Source organism: Dokdonia sp. MED134 (genome assembly GCF_000152925.2).
GTDB lineage: Bacteria > Bacteroidota > Bacteroidia > Flavobacteriales > Flavobacteriaceae > Dokdonia.
The window spans coordinates 1221409-1240229 of sequence record NZ_CP009301.1 but is presented as its reverse complement, the minus strand read 5'-3'; the positions used below and the strand labels follow the sequence as shown (position 1 = coordinate 1240229).

Sequence of the window (18821 nt, the reverse complement as noted above, 5' to 3'; positions counted from 1 at the left end):
GATATCAAACAATTTTGACATCATCCCTTTTATGTTGTAATAATATGTTGATTATTAGAGCGTATCTACATTATTAAGGTCTTCAAAAGCTTTTTTAAGACGTGCTCCCATCGTTCCTTCTGCCTTGCGTAACCATACGCGTGGGTCATAAAATTTCTTGTTAGGAGAGTCATCACCAGTAGGGTTTCCTATTTGAGTTTTAAGATATTCGGCGTTTTCTCCAAAATAATCACGTATACCCTCTGCAGTAGCATACTGAAGATCTGTATCTATATTCATCTTTATAGTACCATATCCTATAGCCTCACGTATCTCTTCTACGGTAGAACCGCTTCCTCCGTGAAAAACAAAATCTATATGATTATGCTCCTTTCCATACTTTTCTGAAATGTACTCTTGTGAGTTTTTAAGAATTTTTGGTGTAAGCTTCACATTACCTGGCTTGTATACTCCGTGTACGTTTCCAAAAGCTGCAGCGATTGTAAATTGATCACTTACCTTGCTCAATTCTTCATATGCATAAGCAACTTCTTCTGGCTGGGTATATAATTTTGAGTCATCTACATCGCTATTATCTACACCATCTTCTTCACCACCTGTGATTCCTAACTCTATCTCAAGGGTCATATCCATTTTTGCCATACGCTCAAGATACTTTTTACAAATCTCTATGTTCTCTTCTATAGGCTCCTCACTTAGGTCTATCATATGAGAGCTGAAGAGTGAGTGACCGTGCTCCTTATAGTACGCCTCACTAGCATCTAGTAAACCATCTATCCAAGGGAGTAACTTTTTTGCACAGTGGTCTGTGTGTAAAATAACTGTAGCTCCATATGCCTTTGCAAGCTCGTGTACGTGCTTTGCTCCAGCTACTGCTCCTAGTACGGCTGCTTGCTGGTTTTCATTACTAAGTCCTTTACCTGCGTTAAACTGGGCGCCACCATTAGAAAACTGTATGATGACAGGAGCGTTAAGTGAAGCTGCTGTTTCTAGCACAGTATTTATACTATTAGACCCTATAACATTTACAGCAGGAAGGGCAAAACCTTTTTCCTTTGCATAGTTAAAAATTGCTTGTACTTCGTGCCCTGTGGCAACACCTGGTTTTATAGAATGCGACATTGTATGAGTTTAAAATTTATGTAGTAAAAGTAATGAATATTACTCGTTTATTATTCTTGTGAGGTGGGTTACTACGATAACGTTTTAGGAGAATTACGCTTTCGCGAAAGCATAATTAGAAGTATTTCAATGATATAAAGTGTGTCTATATCATTTTACATAAGCTCATCTATCTAAGATTAAAATGGGTAATTAATCCCCACGTTATAGACAGCATTTGCAAAGTTGTACTGGGTAAACCATCTATCACCCTCTGCAAGGGCTGGGTTGTATGTTTTAAAACCTATGTCAAAGCGGAGTGCAAAAAAGTCAAAATCCCATCGCAGTCCAAAACCTGAACCTAATGCTAGCTCCTGTAAACTCTCAAACCCTGTAAATCTTGAGGCCTCATCTTCTACATTATCAAAAACATTCCAAATATTACCAGCGTCTGTAAAGAGCGCACCTTCTATAGGCCCTATGAGGTCAAATCTATATTCTAGGTTAAAAGCAAGTTTCATATTTGCTTCATTAAACTCATTGGGGCTACCGCTGCTTCCTGGTCCCAGGTCATAAGCTCTCCAGGCTCTGTTATCATTAGACCCACCGCCAAAGAAACTACGTATAAAAGGAATACTCCCAGAGTTACCATAAGGAATGGCAATCCCACCAAAGGCTCTTGCCGCAATAATATTATTATTACCTAGGTCCCAGTGACGAGAGTAGTCTAGTTCTGTTTTTACATACTGTGAGTATACTACGCCAAAGAGACTTTTATTACCATCTTCATTTTTGCTAGTATTTGCAATATTACCTGCCAGGGCTAAGGCATTACCAGCAAGCTCGATGTTTGTTCTAAAACGGCTAAAGGTTTCGTCAAAAAGGTTTTCTCTATTATCGTAGGTGTGGGAGATATTAAGAGATACAATGAGGTTATCTTCTGTAAGTCGCTCCTGTCGCTCGCCTATAGCTTGTATATCATTTATATCATTTTGAGAAATATCACCAGCGTTACCATTATCTACATCATTTATAAACTGCTCTGCGCCAAAAGGTATTGAGAGGTTTACCTCACCACTTGCATCTGTAGTAAAATATGCAGGATTTATATCTGCCTGATTGTTTTGAGCAATACTGTTTAAATCATCATAACTATTTCTGTAGATGTTAAAATAGTTATCTGGATTGAGGTTGCGCACATATTGTGCATTTACAAGATCTACGCTAAAAGATCTTTTCCAAGATGGGCTCCAGTTGTACGTGAGACTACCGCTCACAGTTTGTTTATCTAGACCTATATTTTGCTGTACGCCCACACCTAGGTTAAAACGGGTGTTAGGTTGCCACTCTGCAGGTATCCATTTATTAGTATTAAAAGGAAAAAATATACGTGGGAAGGTAAGACGCATATCTGCGCCTATTTCAGAGATATTAAAAAAACTATCATCTGGATTTGCCGCATCATCAGATGCTCCTACACTACCACGACCAGAGATTTCAAGTGTTTCTGCTCCTCTAAAGATATTACGAATTAATAGCGACCCAAAACCTGCAATCCCAAAGTCTTGAATGTTTGAGGTAGAGACATCAAAATCTGCCCTAAGCTTATATTTTTCTAGCGGTGTGAGTCGTATGCTTGCTATAAGGTCAGATCGTGTACTGTCTGCAGGGTCTTCGGTATATGAGATACTAGGGTACTTAAATGTACCAAGTCTACTCAACCTGCTCAAACTCTGTATGCGATCTACATCGCGGTAGATAGCGCCAGGCTTAAGAGGGATAATATCTGTAAGTGCCTTAGGTCTGTAATTTATTTTATCATAAGCATAGATATTAAAGCCATCACTTACAAGCGAGTCATTAAAGGTTTTATTACGATTATCATAATTATAATCTGTTATGATGTTTACGTTAGATACTTTATGCACTTTAAAAGGAACCTCATACGTAGAGTCATTTACAGTCTCTGTACGGTTATCTATTATATACTCTAGATTTGCCTTATGGTTTGTTTTTACAGTATCTCCTACAAGGCGTATATAATCAGACTCAAAGTGGTATAAGCCATTGTTTCTAAATAATTCTGTAAGGCGCTGTGTCTCTGTATTTATGTTTGCTGTGGCATAACGCTCTCCCGGTTTTAGTACAGACTCGTCTTTATGTACATAATAAATAGAATCTGCCACTGGAGAAGCAATGATAGGGGTAAGACTATCTAAAAAGTAAGGTGTACCCTTCTTTACTTTATAATCTATAGATGCGCGCTGGTTACTATCTTTCTTAATGTCGTAGCCCACCTCGGCATTAAAATAGCCATTGTTTACATAATAAGCAGTAAGGCGTTGGGCAGATTTTTCGGTAATGGCTTCTGTTACGATGGCTGGAGCTTCACCAGTCTTTTTTATACCGCTATTAAAATTCTTTTTAAAATTACGCACAGCTTCTACTTGCTTTGCAGAAAGTAGTCGTTCCCAGAAGGTATATCTATTTGCACTCGCAGCACGTTGCGCATCAAGTATAGAGTCTATATTAGGCCTTGCCAGATTATAAATATATAACCGTAGAGGCGTACCTATGAGGGGTAGTTTTGTGTTAGGTTTTTGGTACAGGTAATTGTAAAGGCGTGTCTCGCTTACTTTTTCTTCACCATCATAAATGGTGTTTTCTGTAAGGAGGTGACCATCTGCAGGAACTCGTTTTGTTGCGTTACAACCTAACAGAAAGAGTGCCACTACCAGAAATAGTGATATTTTTGTACAAGTTGTTTTCAATAGGTCGTTTTCATCATTTTCAAAAGTACATCTTAATCGTGGTAAGCAAAAATACAATCAAACGAATAACGAGTTTAGGGCAAAAAAAGTACCGCCAGCGCGAAGGTGTTTTTGTTGCAGAGGGTATTAAGGTTGTAAATGAACTTCTTTTATCATCACTAGAGCTTGTAGAATTACATACCGAAGATGTTTCCGCTTTCGCGAAAGCGTTATCACCCCAAGACCAGTCTAAAGTAAATGAAACAACTCCAGCCGAGCTTAAGAAACTCACCTTTTTAAAAACCGCACAAAAGGCAGTGGCAACATTTAAAATGCCAGAAGCAATAGCTATAGATAGGTCTGGGCTTACCGTTGTGCTAGATGATGTACGTGACCCTGGTAACCTAGGCACTATTATACGTCTTTGTGATTGGTTTGGGATAAAGCAGCTGGTGTGCTCAAAGGCTACTGTAGATTGTTATAACCCAAAGGTGGTGCAAGCCACAATGGGATCGCTCACGCGGGTATCGATTATTTATACAGATATTGATACATACTTGTCTAATGAAGACCGTCCCGTTTTTGGGACCTTTATGGATGGAGAAAATATTTATGCAGCATCACTGCCGCAAGAGGGTGTGATTGTAATGGGTAATGAGGCAAACGGAATCTCTACGAGTATTGAGGAACTCGTGACAAAGCGTATTGCTATACCTAGATTTGGTATCACACAAGCTACCGAAAGTCTTAACGTAGCAACGGCAACGGCAATTTGCTTAAGTGAGTTTAAAAGAGGGTAGTAGCGCGGTCTTACTGAAAGGTGAAGTTTAAGAACACACCTCTGGTTTGCATCTTTGTAATATTACCGGTCCAAGGGCTGTTAGGTCTATTATCACGTACTAACTCGTCAGACGCGGCAAAGACACCTTTTATACTAGGTATAAATTTAAAGTAGTAAAGATATAGTTCTACACCTATAGCCATCTCATAAAAGAAAGGACTAGAGGTTGTACGGAACTGTCCAGCAAAGTTATCATCTGGATTGTCTTCGTTGCTAGATAAATTAGTTACTGTAGCTACGCCAAATTGTACATAAGGGCGCACATTATTAAGTCTTCTCGTATTAAATTTAAGTGCAAGTGGTAAGTATATATACGTAGAGGGCACCTCGCGTAGCTGATCATTTTCATCATCAAAACGTGGGTCTGGCACATACATAAGATTACGCTGTGTGTAGATAAGTCCTGGCTCAGTACGTAAACTCACAAACTCAGAGAGTCTTAAGTCACCTATGAGACCTACATTAAAACCTACAGATTTTTCAACCTGTATGTCTTCTTGCTCATTTTGATAATCAAAATTGTAATCCATCGAGTTTACACCAAAGTAGTATCCCCAAGAAATAGGTTTTTTATCAAAGTTTTGATCATTCTGAACTCTGGGTCTTGATAACCACTGAGCATTAACCGAAGAAAAACTTAAAACAAGTGCTATTACAGCAATGTATGTGCGCATAAAATTATTTTGTAGCCGTGTAAATTGTTGCAACGCCAAAGGTTTGTGGCTTATGTTGCACGTCTTTAAACCCAATTTTACGCAAAATATTGTTGAGTACCTCTCCAAAAGGAAATGCATTTGCGCTTTCACTCAGGTAGCCGTAAGCATTTTTATCTTTAGAAAATAGTTTACCCACGGAAGGTAAGATCACTTTAGAGTGGAAGTTGTATCCTTGCTTAAAAGGTGTTTTTGTAGGGACAGAGGTTTCTAATATCACAAAAATTCCTCCTGGTTTCAGTACGCGTAGTATCTCTGCTAGACCTTTTTCTAATGTTTCAAAATTACGTACCCCAAAGGCTACAGTAATAGCATCAAAAGTATGGTCTTCAAAGGGCATATTCTCACTATCTGCCTGCATCATCTCGATGCGGTCATCAAGTTCTTTGGCAGCAATTTTCCTTCGGCCTACAGATAGCATTCCTTCAGATATGTCAAGACCTACTAGTTTACTAGCATTTGTACTTGCCATATTAATAATGAGGTCTCCTGTACCTGTTGCAATGTCAAGGATAGAATCTGGGTTAGTATCTGCCACAAGTTGTACCACCTTCTTGCGCCACTTTACGTCTATCCCAAAAGAGATCACACGGTTAAGACCGTCATACTCGCCAGAAATGTTATCAAACATTTGCTCTACTTGCTCTTTTTTAGACTGGTCTGAAGACTTATATGGGGTTACCTTTTTGGCCATTTCAATTTTTTTACAAAGATAACGCTTTCGCGAAAAATTATAATCCTTAACCCCTTTATCTTCTTGACGAAAGCTTATTTGTCTTGCTCTGGGTTTCAACTCCAGATGCTTAGTTATTTTGAATACCGTTCGTTTTTTTCGCGAAAGCGCACCTACAAAGCCCTCCAAACTAGCAATAAACCCTTGCATTTTTTTTAATCCATCACCTATGTAGTATCTTTGTACGCATTTTTGAGCACATCCATTTATGAAAATAATCATTGCAGGAGCAGGAGAAGTAGGGTTTCACTTAGCAAAATTACTCTCTTACGAATCTCAAGATATTACCCTTATAGATACTAATAGAGAGAGTCTGTCATATGCAGATACGCATCTAGATATCAGAACTATAAAAGGAGACGCAACCTCTATTGCGATACTACAAGACTCACGAGTTGAGGGAGTAGATCTTCTTATAGCAGTTACAGCCAGCGAGACTACAAATATCACGGTTTGTGTACTGGCAAAACAGCTGGGTGCACAGCGCACGATTGCTCGTATATCTAACACAGAGTTTATTGAGCACAAGGAGCTGGCAGGCTTTCAGAAATTTGGGATAGACGAGTTAATCTCTCCAGAGAGTCTAGCAGCAAGTGAGATTGAGTTACTACTTAACCAGAGTGGTTTTTCAGATAGTTACGAGTTTGATAATGGAGCACTTACTATGGTAGGTACGACCTTATCACGTACGGCTTCTTTTGTAGGTAAAAGTGTGAAAGAGGCAGCAAAGATTTTTCCAGAGTTACACTTTATGCCTATCGCGATACAGCGAGAAGGAACACAATATACATTGATCCCTAGAGGTGATACTGTTTTTAAGGAAGGTGATCACATTTACTTTGTGACGGTGCAGGGCGGTGTAGAAGAGATTTACAAGCTTACTGGTAAAGTACGCCAGAATATCAAAAACGTAATGATACTGGGCGGTAGTAACATCGGGTCAAAAACTGCAAAAGATTTATGTAGTAATAGATTTAATGTAAAACTAGTAGAGAAGAACCGTGAGAAAGCAATTGACCTAGCAGATTTACTACCTAAGGCACTCGTTATAAATGGTGACGGTCGTAATGTAGAGCTACTAGATGAAGAAAATATACACGATATGGATGCCTTTATCTCTGTAACGGGAGATAGTGAGACTAATATTATGTCGTGTCTGGTTGCTAAGTCAAAAGGAGTACAAAAAACTATAGCCCTGGTTGAGAATATGGATTACTTCCAGCTCTCACAGAGTATAGGTATTGATACCCTTATCAATAAAAAACTACTAGCTGCAAATAATATCTTTAGATACATCCGTAAAGGAGAGGTGGTAGCAATGACTAAGCTCAATAATATGAATGCAGAGCTACTAGAATTTATTGTAAAAGACTCTTCTGAAGTGCAAGGAAAACGTATACGCGACATAGACTTCCCTAGAAGTGCGACTATAGCAGGAGTAGTAAGAAATAATCAAGGTCTTATAGCCTTAGGTGCTTTTAGAATAGAAAAGGGTGACCGTGTAGTAGTATGCTGTTTACCTAGATCTATTAAAAAGGTAGAAGAAATGTTTATCTAGCCCCAATGCCAAAACTCAATTACAAGATTATATTTCACTTAATGGGATTACTGCTGCTTTTTAATGGCGGCTTTATGCTCATTGCAGCACTTGTAAGTTTTCTTGCAAAAGATGGCGTAGGTCTTGAAGTCTCGGCAGCAGCATTGCTTACTGCATTTGCTGGTACGTTGCTTATGTTTATGACACGTGGGCACGAGAAAATTGTAAAAAAACGAGAAGGATATATTATTGTGACCTTTGGGTGGCTATTTATGTCACTTAGTGGTATGTTGCCTTACCTTTTTACAGGAGCTATACCAGGCGTGGCAAATGCCTTTTTTGAGACTATAAGTGGGTATACCACAACAGGAGCCACCATACTTACAGATATAGAAGCGTTGCCTAAGAGTATTCTCTTCTGGCGCTCTACCACACACTGGATAGGGGGTATGGGTATCATTGTACTTGCTATTGCTATACTGCCATTGCTGGGTATAGGAGGGATGCAGCTCTTTGCGGCTGAAGCTCCAGGACCTAGTGCAGATAAGTTACACCCTAGAATTACTGATACGGCAAAACGTCTATGGTTAATTTACGTAAGCTTTACAGTGATTGAAACCATCTTGCTTAAGCTGGCTGGTATGTCATTTTTTGATGCGGTAAACCACGCATTGAGTACGCTCTCAACTGGAGGATTTTCTACAAAAAATGCAAGTGTAGCTTACTGGAATGATAAGCCAGTTATACAGTACATCATAACGTTCTTTATGCTCCTCGCGGGTACAAACTTTGTATTAAGCTATTTTGCATTTAAGGGTAAAATCCAGAAGATTTTAAAAGATGAGGAGTTTAGACTTTATATGGCTTTTGTCTTTGGCTTTGGTATTTTAGTGTCATTAGTTATGTATTTTAATGCAGACCTTAGTCTGTCTACAATAGAGCACCCTATGGTGTGGGGTAAGGCAGAAGCTGCTTTTCGTCACGGGTTGTTTCAAGTGCTAGCAGTTATCACAACCACAGGATTTGTCACGGCAGACTACACAATGTGGACACCTTTTCTTACCGTTATTTTCTTCGGACTTATGTTCTTAGGAGGATCTGCAGGGTCAACATCTGGAGGTATTAAAGTTGTGCGCCACCTGCTTACCATACGTAATGCTATAGTTGAGTTTAAAAGAACACTGCACCCTAACGCTATACTACCTGTGCGCTACAATTCAAAATCTGTAGATCGCTCTATTATATTTAACATCCTTGCATTCTTTATATTATATATGCTCTCTTGGATTATAGGCGCAAGTGTACTTGCCTCGATGGGACTTGATTTTAGAACAGCCCTAGGAGGATCTGCATCTGCATTAGGTAATGTAGGTCCAGCCTTTGGAGGGTTAAGTCCCGTAGATAGTTACGGGTGGTTACCTATAGGAGCAAAGTGGTGGATGGCATTCTTAATGCTCATAGGGCGTCTAGAACTTTTTACCGTACTTATTTTATTAACCCCATTTTTCTGGAGAAATAGATGATGTTTGCACAATCACCATACGATCTTATAATAATAGGCGCAGGTCCTATAGGTCTTGCCTGCGGTATTGCGGCCCATAAAAAAGGACTTAATTACCTTATTGTAGAAAAGGGAGTGCTCGTAAATACCATCTACAGGTATCCAGAAAATATGACTTTTTTTAGTACCTCAAAGTTGCTAGAAATAGGTCGCGTTCCTTTTGTATCACATACAGATAAGCCTACTCGTAAGGAGGCGCTTGAGTATTATAGAAGAGTGCAAGACACCTGGAAACTAAGATTAAAACTCTATACTCAGGTACAGAAAATGACGCCTAAAGATGGCGGATATGAGATTGAGACAGATAAGGGTAACGCTTTCGCGAAAGCGGTTATAGTATCCACCGGTTTTTATGATGTCGCTCGCACACTAGGCGTACCCGGAGAAGACCTACCTAAGGTAAAACACTTTTATGACAGTCCGCACCCGTATGTAGATCAAAAAATACTTGTGGTGGGAGCTGCAAACTCTGCCTGTGATGTTGCGCTAGAAACCTACTACAAAAATGCAGAGGTGACAATGGCAATACGTGGGGAAGGCCTGTATGAAAAAACCAAATACTGGATCAAGCCTAACATTGAAAACCGAATTAAAGAAGGTTCCATAAAGGCTTACTTTAATACAACAGTAAAAGAAATAACACCGTCTACCGTAGTTTTAAATACTCCAGAAGGGAAGGTCGTCTTAGAAAATGACTTCGTACTCGCAATGATAGGCTACAAGCCAGATTATACCTTGTTTGAAAAGTTAGGCCTCCCTGTTACAGATGACGAGACACGCACACCTATTCATAATGAAGAGACGCTAGAAACGCCACTAGAGCGTGTATATGTTGCTGGGGTAATTGCTGCAGGAATGCGCACAAGCAAACTCTTTATAGAGAATACACGTGAGCACGGCGATATGATTATAGACGATCTTATTACCAAGCTTTAAGGCACGTAAATCTAGGTATTTTTAGAGCGATTTTTTTAGTAATAAAAAAGTCAAAAAGAGATAGGTATTCCTCAAATTCTCGACTAAATTCGCAATCGATATAGTTTTTATATTCACCACTACTTATAAAAATATCATACACGAGGTAAGCTATGGCATCACGACAAATTACAAACACAATTTTAATGATACGTCCTGTTCAGTTTAGAATGAACGAGGAGACGGCGGTTAATAATTATTTTCAAGAAGATATAAGTCTTAAAAATGATGAGATCAACACAAAAGCACAACAGGAGTTTGATGACTTTGTTGCAAAGCTGCGCGCCGTGGGTGTAAACGTTATTGTTGAAAATGATGATATAAAAGGGAATACTCCAGATTCTGTCTTTCCAAATAACTGGGTATCTTTTCACGAAAGTGGTAATGTAGCCCTGTACCCTATGTTTGCCGAAAATAGAAGAAGAGAACGCAGAGAAGAAGTTCTTGCAAGGCTAGAAAGTGAAGGATTTACTATTAACAATATTGTAGACTACACAGAGGCAGAAGATGAAGATGTTTTTCTGGAAGGTACAGGTAGTATTCTTATGGACCGCCAGAACGAGCGTGCTTACTGCGCCTTATCTGCAAGAGCAGACGAGAGTTTGTTTATAGAGTTTTGTGAAGATTTTGAGTACACACCAGTCGTGTTTACTGCAAACCAAACGGTAGATGGTAAGAGATTACCTATTTATCACACTAACGTGATGATGTGTCTTGCAGAAGAGTTTTGTGTGATCTGTCTTGATACTATAGATGATAAAAAGGAGCGTAAAAATGTGCTCAAACACTTAAAAGAAACGGGTAAGCAAGTGATATCTATCACAGAAGAGCAGATGCATCATTTTGCAGGTAATATGTTACAGGTACTGGGAGCAGATGATAAGAAGTACCTAGTGATGAGTGCAGATGCACACCAGAGCCTTACTAAGGATCAAGTTAATAGGATAGAAAAACACTGTGAGATTTTAAGTAGCGACTTAAGTACGATAGAAACTTGTGGAGGAGGTAGTGCAAGATGTATGATGGCAGAGGTGTTTCTTCCTAAGGAAGAATAAAGTATATTCGTATTATGCTTTCGCGAAAAACAAAATACGGATTAAAGGCACTCACTTTTCTAGCAAAAAAGCCAGAGAATACAACAGTGCTTATACAAGAAATCGCAGATTCTGAAAATATCTCAAAAAAGTTTCTGGAGAGTATTTTACTTTCTATGCGTAAAGCGGGCTACCTAGGTAGTAAAAAAGGCAAAGGTGGTGGATACTACCTTATTAAAAGCCCAGAAGATATAAAGATATCATCTGTGATACGCACGCTAGAGGGACCTATTGCGTTATTGCCTTGTGTGAGTCTTAACTTTTATGAACATTGTGATGATTGTCCCAAAGAAGAGGAGTGTAGTCTTCATATACTTATGATAGAAGTAAGAGACCAGACATTAAAAGTTTTAGAAAATAAGTCACTTATAGATCTTATTTAAACGATTTTGTGTAAAAGTGTATTAAATTCACACGAATCGGTATCTAAAGTGTAGGAAATTAGAGAATAACGCATTATATTTATCATATAGGCGTTCTAGAATAATGTATTGAGAGAAGCAATTTTATAAGTGTTTGTAGTTTTCACTTTTAAAATTAACTGGTAAAACAGTACGGGTAATTTTTTTTAGTAGGATTTAAAAAGCGACCGAATTTATCTCTCAGATAATACACGTTCTGGTTCGCCTTTTTTTATTGCTCAAATCGCTTTGTAGCAATATTTCTTATCATCTCACCAAAAATAAAGTAGTGAAAGGGTAGCATACTATACCAGTATAGTCTGCCAAAAATACCTCTTGGCCTAAAGGTTGCCGTCTGGTGCAGTACATCATTATCATCTATTGTAAACTCAAGCCAAGCTTCTCCGGGTACGCGCATCTCTGCAAATAGTAATAACCTAGGCTCTTCTTTACTTGCTAGTAACACACGCCAGAAGTCTATTACATCACCTGTAAAAATCTTATCTGGATGTGTTCTTCCTCTGCGCAGGCCTACGCCTCCTACAAGTTTGTCTATATACCCTCTTATCTTCCACATCCAGTCACCATAATACCAGCCTCTATCACCACCTATTGCCCAGATATTTTCTAGAGCTAGGTTACGGTCTTTTAGATGTATGGTTTGTTTGTCTTTGAGGCATCCATAGCTAGGTACTTGTATATAGTCATCTAGATTTACTTTAATACGACCACTTACAAGACTATCTTTCCAAGAGCTCGCTACCTGATTTTGTTCAATTTTGGCGAAAGCCAAATCAATAGCATCTTCATAACTTATAGGAGTGATGCCTAGTAAATCTTGCAATCTAGAGTCACTTGAGATCACCTCTACCTTCATACTATCTACAAGGTTTAGTGCCAGTTTATAAGATGTTGAGGTGATAAAATACAACCAGTATGAAGAGATTTTTGGGCTCATTACTGGTACTGTAAAAATATACAATGGTAGATTGCGCACTGTTGCATAACGCTGCATCATCTCTTTATAGCTTAGCACATCTGGCCCACCTATATCAAATTGATCATTATAAGTGCTCTCGTTGCCTAAAACTCCAGTGAGGTATTGCATTACATTGCGTATAGCTATAGGCTGGCATTTTGTATTGACCCATTTTGGGGTAATCATCACAGGTAGCTTCTCACATAGGTCGCGTATAATCTCAAAAGAAGAACTCCCAGATCCCACAATGATCCCTGCTCTAAGTACTGTGAGAGCAGCTTTACCTTTTTTTAGAGTGTTCTCTACGTTTTGACGTGAGCGTAGGTGTTTACTTAAGTTTTTATCATTTGCAATACCCCCTAGGTAGATTACCTGCTGGCAACTAGTAGGAGCGAGATAGGTGTTAAAATTGAGCGCAGAGAGCTCTTCCTTCTCGTCAAAATCTGATGTGCTCGAGCTCATAGAGTGCAAGAGGTAGTAGGCAACATCTATATCTTTCGGTAATTTATTTGCTTCTGGTTTGTCTAGAAAGTCTATCTCTATAATAGTAATCTGTTCCTTTATTTTTTTACTTACAGACAGCCGCGCCTCATTGCGCACCACACACACCACCTCGTGATTTTCTTCAAGTAACATAGGGAGTAATCGCATCCCTATATATCCATTTGCACCCGTAAGTAATATTTTCATAATCTTACAGGTCGTCTATGTTTGTGGGAGATTGCTGTGCTTTCTGGTCAAGAATACGCTTCATAAAATTATGCACTTTTTTATCTTTAGCCTTAGCTTCAATTTTGATAAAATAATTATCGCGATAGACACTATACTCTTCTGCTCGACCCTTGTAAAGGTTGAGTTTCCAGTAGGGAATTACCAGCGCATAGCTGTCTAGTAAGGCTCTAAAACCTATGATAATACCACGGGGTCTAAGCTCTATATTGCACTTATTGCGATATTTATCTAGAGCAAGAAAATTCTGGATCTGTATGCTAGATTCTGTAATGACAAGGTGACCTATACCTATGCCGCCTTGTTTAATGCGCTCACGCAATCCGTAGGGCTCGCCTACTTCTTCGTTAATTTTGCGCTTTACATCAGGATTGTTGTAAGATACGTTAAGAAGCATTTTTTCTTTTAAAGATACGAGTTTCGCTAGTGTTTCCCTATGCGCTCTTTCAATTTTCACATATATTTGTGCCATATTTTTAGACACCCTGTGACTTAAATATGTGTAGCGGTGGCGTGGTCGTAATTACGCTTTCGCGAAAGCGCAATAAGTCCCATTATATTTTCAACTATCAAGATCCTATGTCGTTACAATCTACTATAGAAACTCACGTAAAAGCCGCTGTTGCCGAAATTTATAAAGCTGAACTCCCAGCTGTCGAATTTCAAGCAACTCGCAAAGAATTTGAAGGAGATATCACAGTAGTGGTTTTCCCTATGCTACGTGTTGTAAAAGGAAACCCTGTACAGATAGGAACACAAATAGGGGAGTACCTCGTAGCACAAGTTGAAGAGATTACTGCTTTTAATGTAGTAAAAGGTTTCTTAAACTTAGTAGTGGCAGATGCATTTTATATGAACGCCTTTGCAGAGATACAAGCCACCGAAAATTTTGGAAAAACACCAGAAGCCGGTAAAGCGGTAATGGTTGAGTACTCATCTCCTAACACAAATAAGCCACTTCACCTAGGTCACGTACGTAACGTGTTATTAGGATACTCTGTGTCAGAAATTATTAAGGCAGCAGGTTCTAAAGTTTATAAAACTCAAATCATTAATGACCGTGGGATTCATATCTGTAAGTCTATGCTGGCTTGGGAGCGTTATGGTAACGGTGAGACTCCAGAGTCTACAGGTCTTAAAGGAGATAAATTAGTCGGTAATTACTATGTAAAGTTTGAAAGTGTATTTCAAAAAGAATATACCAAATGGTTGACATCAGACGAAGGTTTATCTAAGTTTCAAGAGTTGAAGGAAACTCAACTTGATAAAATTCTTAAGGAAGTCGTAAGCATCGAATCTAAAGATGTCAAGTTAAATAAGCACTTGGCGATAGAAGTTTCGGAGGAAGATTTAAGAAAAGGTTTCAAAAAGTTTTTTAAAAATCAATATTTTGGGGACTATAGTGAGGTAGGTCAAGCGGCAAAAGAAATGCTACGCAAGTGGGAAGCTGGAGATGCAGAGACTGTTGCACTATGGAAAAAAATGAACCAGTGGGTGTATGACGGTTTTGAAGTAACTTATAAAAATATAGGAGTAGATTTTGATAGCTACTACTATGAGAGTAACACCTACCTACTAGGAAAAGACAATATAGAAGAGGGTCTTAAAAAAGGCGTTTTTGAAAGAGATCCAGACGGCTCTGTATGGTGTGACCTTACAGAAGATGGTCTAGATAGAAAAATTGTATTGCGTGCAGATGGTACTGCAGTATATATGACGCAAGATATAGGTACTGCGATACAACGTGTAAAAGACCATCCAGATGTAGGTGGTATGATTTACACAGTAGGAAACGAGCAAGATTATCACTTTCAAGTATTATTCTTGATACTTAAAAAACTAGGATACGACTGGGCAGAAAATCTTTTTCACCTTAGTTATGGTATGGTAGATCTTCCTTCTGGAAAGATGAAGTCTCGTGAAGGTACTGTAGTAGATGCAGATGATCTTATAAATGAAGTAGCTGCAACCGCCGGAGAAATCTCTGAAGAGCTAGGTAAGCTAGATGGGTATACAGATGAGGAGAAGAAGGCGCTATATAAAACGATAGGTCTGGGAGCTCTTAAGTACTACATTCTTAAAGTAGACCCAAAAAAGAGAATTCTTTTTGACCCTAAGGAGTCTGTAGATTTTCAAGGAAATACGGGGCCATTTATACAATATACATACGTGCGTATACAAGCCATATTACGCAAGGCTAAGGAGCTTAATGTTCCTGCGAGTGTTGAGGGAGCTAGAGATTTACACCCTAAAGAAAAAGAGCTTATTAAGCTTGTACAAGACTATCCAGCAACGATACAGCTTGCCGCGGCCCAGAAGAGTCCTGCTATTATCGCAAACTACACCTATGATTTGGTAAAAGAGTATAACTCATTCTTCCAGCAGGTGCAGATTCTGGGCACAGATAATGTCGCAGACCAAAGCTTTAGAGTGGCCCTTAGTAAAGAAGTAGGGCAGGTAATAGAGAGTGCCTTTGGATTATTAGGAATAGACGTTCCAGAGCGTATGTAGTCCTTAGTACTGGAAATAGGAAACAAAAAATGCGAGACAATAGTCTCGCATTTTTTTATGCTAGAATGTAGCTTGTTGTTATCTCAAGATGAGTTTTTTTATAACCTCACGGCCTAATTCCTCATTAAGCATTGTGCGTATTTTTTCTTTACCATAAGAGAGTTCTTCCCTAAAAACAGAAGAGCTTAGGTTTACAAAGAGTGTCTCTCTCTCAAAACGTATAGAAGTAGTATACGTCTCAAATGCTGGATTGAGCTTGTACCAAGCGGCTGTGACATCTACTTTGTCCATACCTTTGCTTAGTTTGTTTTTTTCTACAAATTCTCCCAGCGCTTGACTTATAGAAATTGGGTCTGCGTTTCTTTTTGCCATTACTCTATGATGAGGGGTTGATATCTACGGTATTTATAGATAATATCGTCTTTATTAATAAGAATGAGCTCTTCTTTGCTAGCTTTTTTTACAGTTTCTTGCCAGCTGTCTAAAGCTGTTGAATAACTCAATGTAAGAAGATCATCTTCTATAATTGCATTGATGTTCTCGCTATCGTTTGAGGTGATAAACTCTCCTAGCGCATTGGGCTGTACTTTTTTACGTACGCCAGTCCCGTCTTCATTTATTTCAAAAAAGTCAATATTTTGACTCATTCCATAGGTTCTTGAGGTGCCGTCTGGCATCTCTATAGCGGCAATTTCCCAGTAACCGTTTATGTGTGCAAGTTTTTCTTGTGGGGATGAGCTACAGCTCAAAATGAGGAGGGCGAGAAGGGTATAAACTAGTTTTTTCACGTAAGTGTTCTAATAATGAGTACTGCAAATTACGATAAAAACAACAGCTTATTGTGCTCGTTCTAGATGAAAAAGCTCATAACTCTGGTGTATTTTTTTTACCACATTTTCTGTGCGCTCTGGGTGGGTGTCACTTATAAACAGCTGGCCAAAGTCGTTTGTGTTTACTAGTTCAATGATATGTTGCACACGGTTTTCATCTAGCTTGTCAAAAATATCATCGAGTAAGAGTAGCGGTGTAGTACCACTTTCTTGCTTTATAAAATCAAACTGCGCAAGCTTGAGCGCGATGAGATATGATTTTTGTTGTCCCTGACTGCCAAATTTCTTTACAGGGTGGCCATTTATCTCAAACTGTAGGTCGTCTTTGTGTATCCCCACGCTTGTATATTGTAGGGAGCGATCTTTTGCTAGCGCATTAGTAAGTGAGTGCTTGAGCGGCATTGTATTTAGTGAGCTGTTATACGTAAGGGTTACATTTTCTGTATCGCCACTTATGGCTTTGTAGCGCTCATTAAAAATAGGTGCAAAGCGCTCTAAAAACTGCTGTCTTTTTTCAAAAATAGGAGTGCCAAAACCTTCTAGTTGCTCGTTATATACAGCAAGCGTATCTGTATTAAATGTATTATTTGCCGCAAAGTATTTAAGCAGGGCGTTGCGTTGCGATAGTATTTTTGAGTAGCCTAGTAGGTCAGAAAGATAGCTTTTGTCACTTTGTGAGATCACGCCATCTATAAATTTACGGCGGGTGTCACTGCCTTCTGTGATGAGGTCTCTATCTGCCGGAGAGATAATAACTAGAGGTAAAAAGCCTATGTGGTCTGCAAAGCGGTCATATATTTTTGCATTGCGTTTTATAACCTTTTTCTGGCCTTTTTTTGCACTTACTACAACCTTCTCATCTCGTTCTTTTTTCTCATATAAACCATCTATTACAAAGAAGTCTGCATTGTGATTTATGTTTTGACTTGTGACGGGATTAAAGTAGCTTTTTCCAAAAGAAAGGTGGTAAATCGCATCGAGCACATTTGTCTTCCCCACGCCGTTATTTCCAACAAAACAATTAATTTTTGCATCAAAGGTAAAGGCCTTTGACTCAAAGTTTTTATAGTTTATAAGAGAGAGCGATTTTAAGATCATAGGGTGGGGTAGGTGTGGCGCGCTTTCGCGAAAGCGGTAAACATCTAGTAATATTGCTTATTAAGTCTTCAAAATTAAGCATTAATTTCCCTTTCATAATTCAATAAATATTATATTTTTGCCCGACTAATAAACGACGAAATATGGCAACATATAATAAAAGAGGATATAAACCGAAAACAAAGCCCGTAAAGGAAGAAGTTGAAGAGTTTATAGACGATAGCGAGAGTACAACTGCAGAGGTTTTTGGATCACTAGACGAAGGAGCAAATAAAGCAGAGGAGTGGTTTGAAAAAAATCAGAAACCAGTAATAGGCATCATAGTAGGTATTCTTGTTATTGCATTATTATATCTAGCATACAATAAATTTGTGGCAGAACCTGCAGAGGCAGAAGCGGCAAATGAGCTTGTACTAGCTCAAGATAGCTTTACAACAGCACTAGAGGCGACTAATACTTCTGTAAAGGACTCACTTTATATGGTGGCTCTTAACGGTAAGAATGGTAAGTATGGTCTTCTAGATGTGGCAGATAACTACGGTGGTACTGCAGCAGGAAACCTAGCAAACTACTACGCAGGGATGTCTTACCTTGAAGTAAAAGATTACCAGAAGGCAATCTCGCATCTTCAAGACTTCTCATCAGACGACCAGATGCTTGCGCCACTTGCAAAAGGAGCGATAGGTGATGCATTTATGCAACTAGGTCAACCAGAAGAGGCTCTAGGATACTACGAGAAGGCAGCTGGACTTAATGCAAACGATTTTACAACACCACGTTTCTTATTTAAAGCGGGTGTAACGGCTATAGAGCTTGGAAAAATGGATGCTGCTGTAAAATACCTTACACAGGTAAAAGAAGAGTATGCAACCTCAGACTATGCTGCGCAGGTAGATCTTTATCTAGGTCAAGCACAAGCAGGAAATTAATTAAGAGGTCATATTCTTAAAGTATATTGTAACTTTAAG

At 38.9% G+C, this 18821-nt stretch carries 17 protein-coding genes; 8 read left to right on the top strand and 9 right to left on the bottom strand.

The window, feature by feature from the left end; genetic code table 11:
• Window positions 1–54: 54 nt before the first annotated feature.
• The gene (gene fbaA / locus MED134_RS05510; protein ID WP_021778358.1) at window positions 55–1122 is read right to left on the bottom strand and encodes a class II fructose-bisphosphate aldolase; all 1068 of its coding nucleotides are present in this window, start codon (window positions 1120–1122) and stop codon (window positions 55–57) included.
• 179 nt (window positions 1123–1301) lie between these two features.
• Window positions 1302–3833, bottom strand: a complete 2532-nt coding sequence (locus tag MED134_RS05505) for a BamA/TamA family outer membrane protein (protein WP_237747152.1) — start codon at window positions 3831–3833, stop codon at window positions 1302–1304.
• Between the two features lie 77 nt (window positions 3834–3910).
• Here MED134_RS05505 and MED134_RS05500 point away from each other — a divergent pair, with 77 nt between their 5' ends.
• Window positions 3911–4651: an RNA methyltransferase gene (locus tag MED134_RS05500; protein ID WP_038597218.1), complete on the top strand. Its 741-nt coding sequence runs from the start codon at window positions 3911–3913 to the stop codon at window positions 4649–4651.
• 10 nt (window positions 4652–4661) lie between these two features.
• Here MED134_RS05500 and MED134_RS05495 read toward each other — a convergent pair whose 3' ends face one another.
• Together MED134_RS05495 and ubiE are read right to left on the bottom strand one after the other, a co-directional pair.
• On the bottom strand, window positions 4662–5366 hold the full coding sequence (locus MED134_RS05495; protein WP_038597212.1) for a porin family protein: 705 nt from the start codon (window positions 5364–5366) through the stop codon (window positions 4662–4664).
• A gap of 4 nt (window positions 5367–5370) precedes the next feature.
• On the bottom strand, window positions 5371–6099 hold the full coding sequence (gene ubiE, locus MED134_RS05490) for a bifunctional demethylmenaquinone methyltransferase/2-methoxy-6-polyprenyl-1,4-benzoquinol methylase UbiE (protein WP_038600947.1): 729 nt from the start codon (window positions 6097–6099) through the stop codon (window positions 5371–5373).
• Between the two features lie 247 nt (window positions 6100–6346).
• On the opposite strand from ubiE, the gene trkA reads away from it, so the two are divergent.
• The 5 genes from trkA (at window position 6347) to MED134_RS05465 (ending at window position 11688) form a co-directional block, all read left to right on the top strand.
• On the top strand, window positions 6347–7696 hold the full coding sequence (gene trkA / locus MED134_RS05485) for a Trk system potassium transporter TrkA (RefSeq protein ID WP_021778362.1): 1350 nt from the start codon (window positions 6347–6349) through the stop codon (window positions 7694–7696).
• 5 nt (window positions 7697–7701) lie between these two features.
• The gene (locus tag MED134_RS05480; RefSeq protein ID WP_021778363.1) at window positions 7702–9198 is read left to right on the top strand and encodes a TrkH family potassium uptake protein; all 1497 of its coding nucleotides are present in this window, start codon (window positions 7702–7704) and stop codon (window positions 9196–9198) included.
• Entirely contained in the window at window positions 9198–10172 is a 975-nt protein-coding gene (locus MED134_RS05475; protein WP_038600944.1) for a YpdA family putative bacillithiol disulfide reductase, read from the top strand. Before MED134_RS05480 ends, MED134_RS05475 begins: the two co-directional genes overlap by 1 nt.
• A 152-nt stretch (window positions 10173–10324) precedes the next feature.
• On the top strand, window positions 10325–11266 hold the full coding sequence (gene ctlX, locus MED134_RS05470) for a citrulline utilization hydrolase CtlX (protein ID WP_021778365.1): 942 nt from the start codon (window positions 10325–10327) through the stop codon (window positions 11264–11266).
• Window positions 11267–11280: 14 nt separating this feature from the next.
• Window positions 11281–11688, top strand: coding sequence for an RrF2 family transcriptional regulator (locus MED134_RS05465; RefSeq protein ID WP_021778366.1), 408 nt, complete (start codon window positions 11281–11283; stop codon window positions 11686–11688).
• Between the two features lie 250 nt (window positions 11689–11938).
• Here the strand turns inward: MED134_RS05465 and MED134_RS05460 are convergent, their stop codons facing one another.
• Both MED134_RS05460 and MED134_RS05455 read right to left on the bottom strand, forming a co-directional pair.
• Complete coding sequence (locus MED134_RS05460; RefSeq protein ID WP_021778367.1) at window positions 11939–13375, bottom strand: SDR family oxidoreductase; 1437 nt, start codon at window positions 13373–13375, stop codon at window positions 11939–11941.
• Between the two features lie 4 nt (window positions 13376–13379).
• A complete protein-coding gene (locus MED134_RS05455) occupies window positions 13380–13811 on the bottom strand; it encodes a hypothetical protein (protein ID WP_035325282.1) in 432 nt (143 codons plus the stop codon).
• A 182-nt stretch (window positions 13812–13993) separates the two neighbouring features.
• Between MED134_RS05455 and argS the strand changes: the two genes are divergently transcribed.
• The gene (gene argS / locus MED134_RS05450; protein ID WP_038597203.1) at window positions 13994–15925 is read left to right on the top strand and encodes an arginine--tRNA ligase; all 1932 of its coding nucleotides are present in this window, start codon (window positions 13994–13996) and stop codon (window positions 15923–15925) included.
• A 78-nt stretch (window positions 15926–16003) separates the two neighbouring features.
• Here argS and MED134_RS05445 read toward each other — a convergent pair whose 3' ends face one another.
• The 3 genes from MED134_RS05445 to recF are packed head-to-tail and all read right to left on the bottom strand — an operon-like array spanning window position 16004 to window position 17853.
• Window positions 16004–16297: a DUF721 domain-containing protein gene (locus tag MED134_RS05445; RefSeq protein ID WP_021778370.1), complete on the bottom strand. Its 294-nt coding sequence runs from the start codon at window positions 16295–16297 to the stop codon at window positions 16004–16006.
• Entirely contained in the window at window positions 16297–16713 is a 417-nt protein-coding gene (locus MED134_RS05440) for a hypothetical protein (protein WP_038597195.1), read from the bottom strand. The genes MED134_RS05445 and MED134_RS05440 overlap by 1 nt, the downstream gene beginning before the upstream one ends.
• Window positions 16714–16761: 48 nt before the next feature.
• Window positions 16762–17853, bottom strand: a complete 1092-nt coding sequence (recF, locus tag MED134_RS05435; RefSeq protein ID WP_021778372.1) for a DNA replication/repair protein RecF — start codon at window positions 17851–17853, stop codon at window positions 16762–16764.
• Window positions 17854–17996: 143 nt separating this feature from the next.
• On the opposite strand from recF, the gene MED134_RS05430 reads away from it, so the two are divergent.
• On the top strand, window positions 17997–18782 hold the full coding sequence (locus tag MED134_RS05430; protein WP_021778373.1) for a tetratricopeptide repeat protein: 786 nt from the start codon (window positions 17997–17999) through the stop codon (window positions 18780–18782).
• Window positions 18783–18821: the final 39 nt, after the last annotated feature.

Bases quoted from the DNA above. Each gene is read 5' to 3' on its own strand.
- recF (WP_021778372.1), bottom strand. From the start codon at position 17,853: ATGATCTTAAAATCGCTCTCTCTTATAAACTATAAAAACTTTGAGTCA.
- trkA (WP_021778362.1), top strand. From the start codon at position 6,347: ATGAAAATAATCATTGCAGGAGCAGGAGAAGTAGGGTTTCACTTAGCA.
- argS (WP_038597203.1), top strand. From the start codon at position 13,994: ATGTCGTTACAATCTACTATAGAAACTCACGTAAAAGCCGCTGTTGCC.
- MED134_RS05430 (WP_021778373.1), top strand. From the start codon at position 17,997: ATGGCAACATATAATAAAAGAGGATATAAACCGAAAACAAAGCCCGTA.
- MED134_RS05460 (WP_021778367.1), bottom strand. From the start codon at position 13,375: ATGAAAATATTACTTACGGGTGCAAATGGATATATAGGGATGCGATTA.
- MED134_RS05475 (WP_038600944.1), top strand. From the start codon at position 9,198: ATGTTTGCACAATCACCATACGATCTTATAATAATAGGCGCAGGTCCT.
- MED134_RS05445 (WP_021778370.1), bottom strand. From the start codon at position 16,297: ATGGCAAAAAGAAACGCAGACCCAATTTCTATAAGTCAAGCGCTGGGA.
- MED134_RS05495 (WP_038597212.1), bottom strand. From the start codon at position 5,366: ATGCGCACATACATTGCTGTAATAGCACTTGTTTTAAGTTTTTCTTCG.
- MED134_RS05480 (WP_021778363.1), top strand. From the start codon at position 7,702: ATGCCAAAACTCAATTACAAGATTATATTTCACTTAATGGGATTACTG.
- MED134_RS05465 (WP_021778366.1), top strand. From the start codon at position 11,281: ATGCTTTCGCGAAAAACAAAATACGGATTAAAGGCACTCACTTTTCTA.
- MED134_RS05455 (WP_035325282.1), bottom strand. From the start codon at position 13,811: ATGCTTCTTAACGTATCTTACAACAATCCTGATGTAAAGCGCAAAATT.
- ubiE (WP_038600947.1), bottom strand. From the start codon at position 6,099: ATGGCCAAAAAGGTAACCCCATATAAGTCTTCAGACCAGTCTAAAAAA.
- fbaA (WP_021778358.1), bottom strand. From the start codon at position 1,122: ATGTCGCATTCTATAAAACCAGGTGTTGCCACAGGGCACGAAGTACAA.
- ctlX (WP_021778365.1), top strand. From the start codon at position 10,325: ATGGCATCACGACAAATTACAAACACAATTTTAATGATACGTCCTGTT.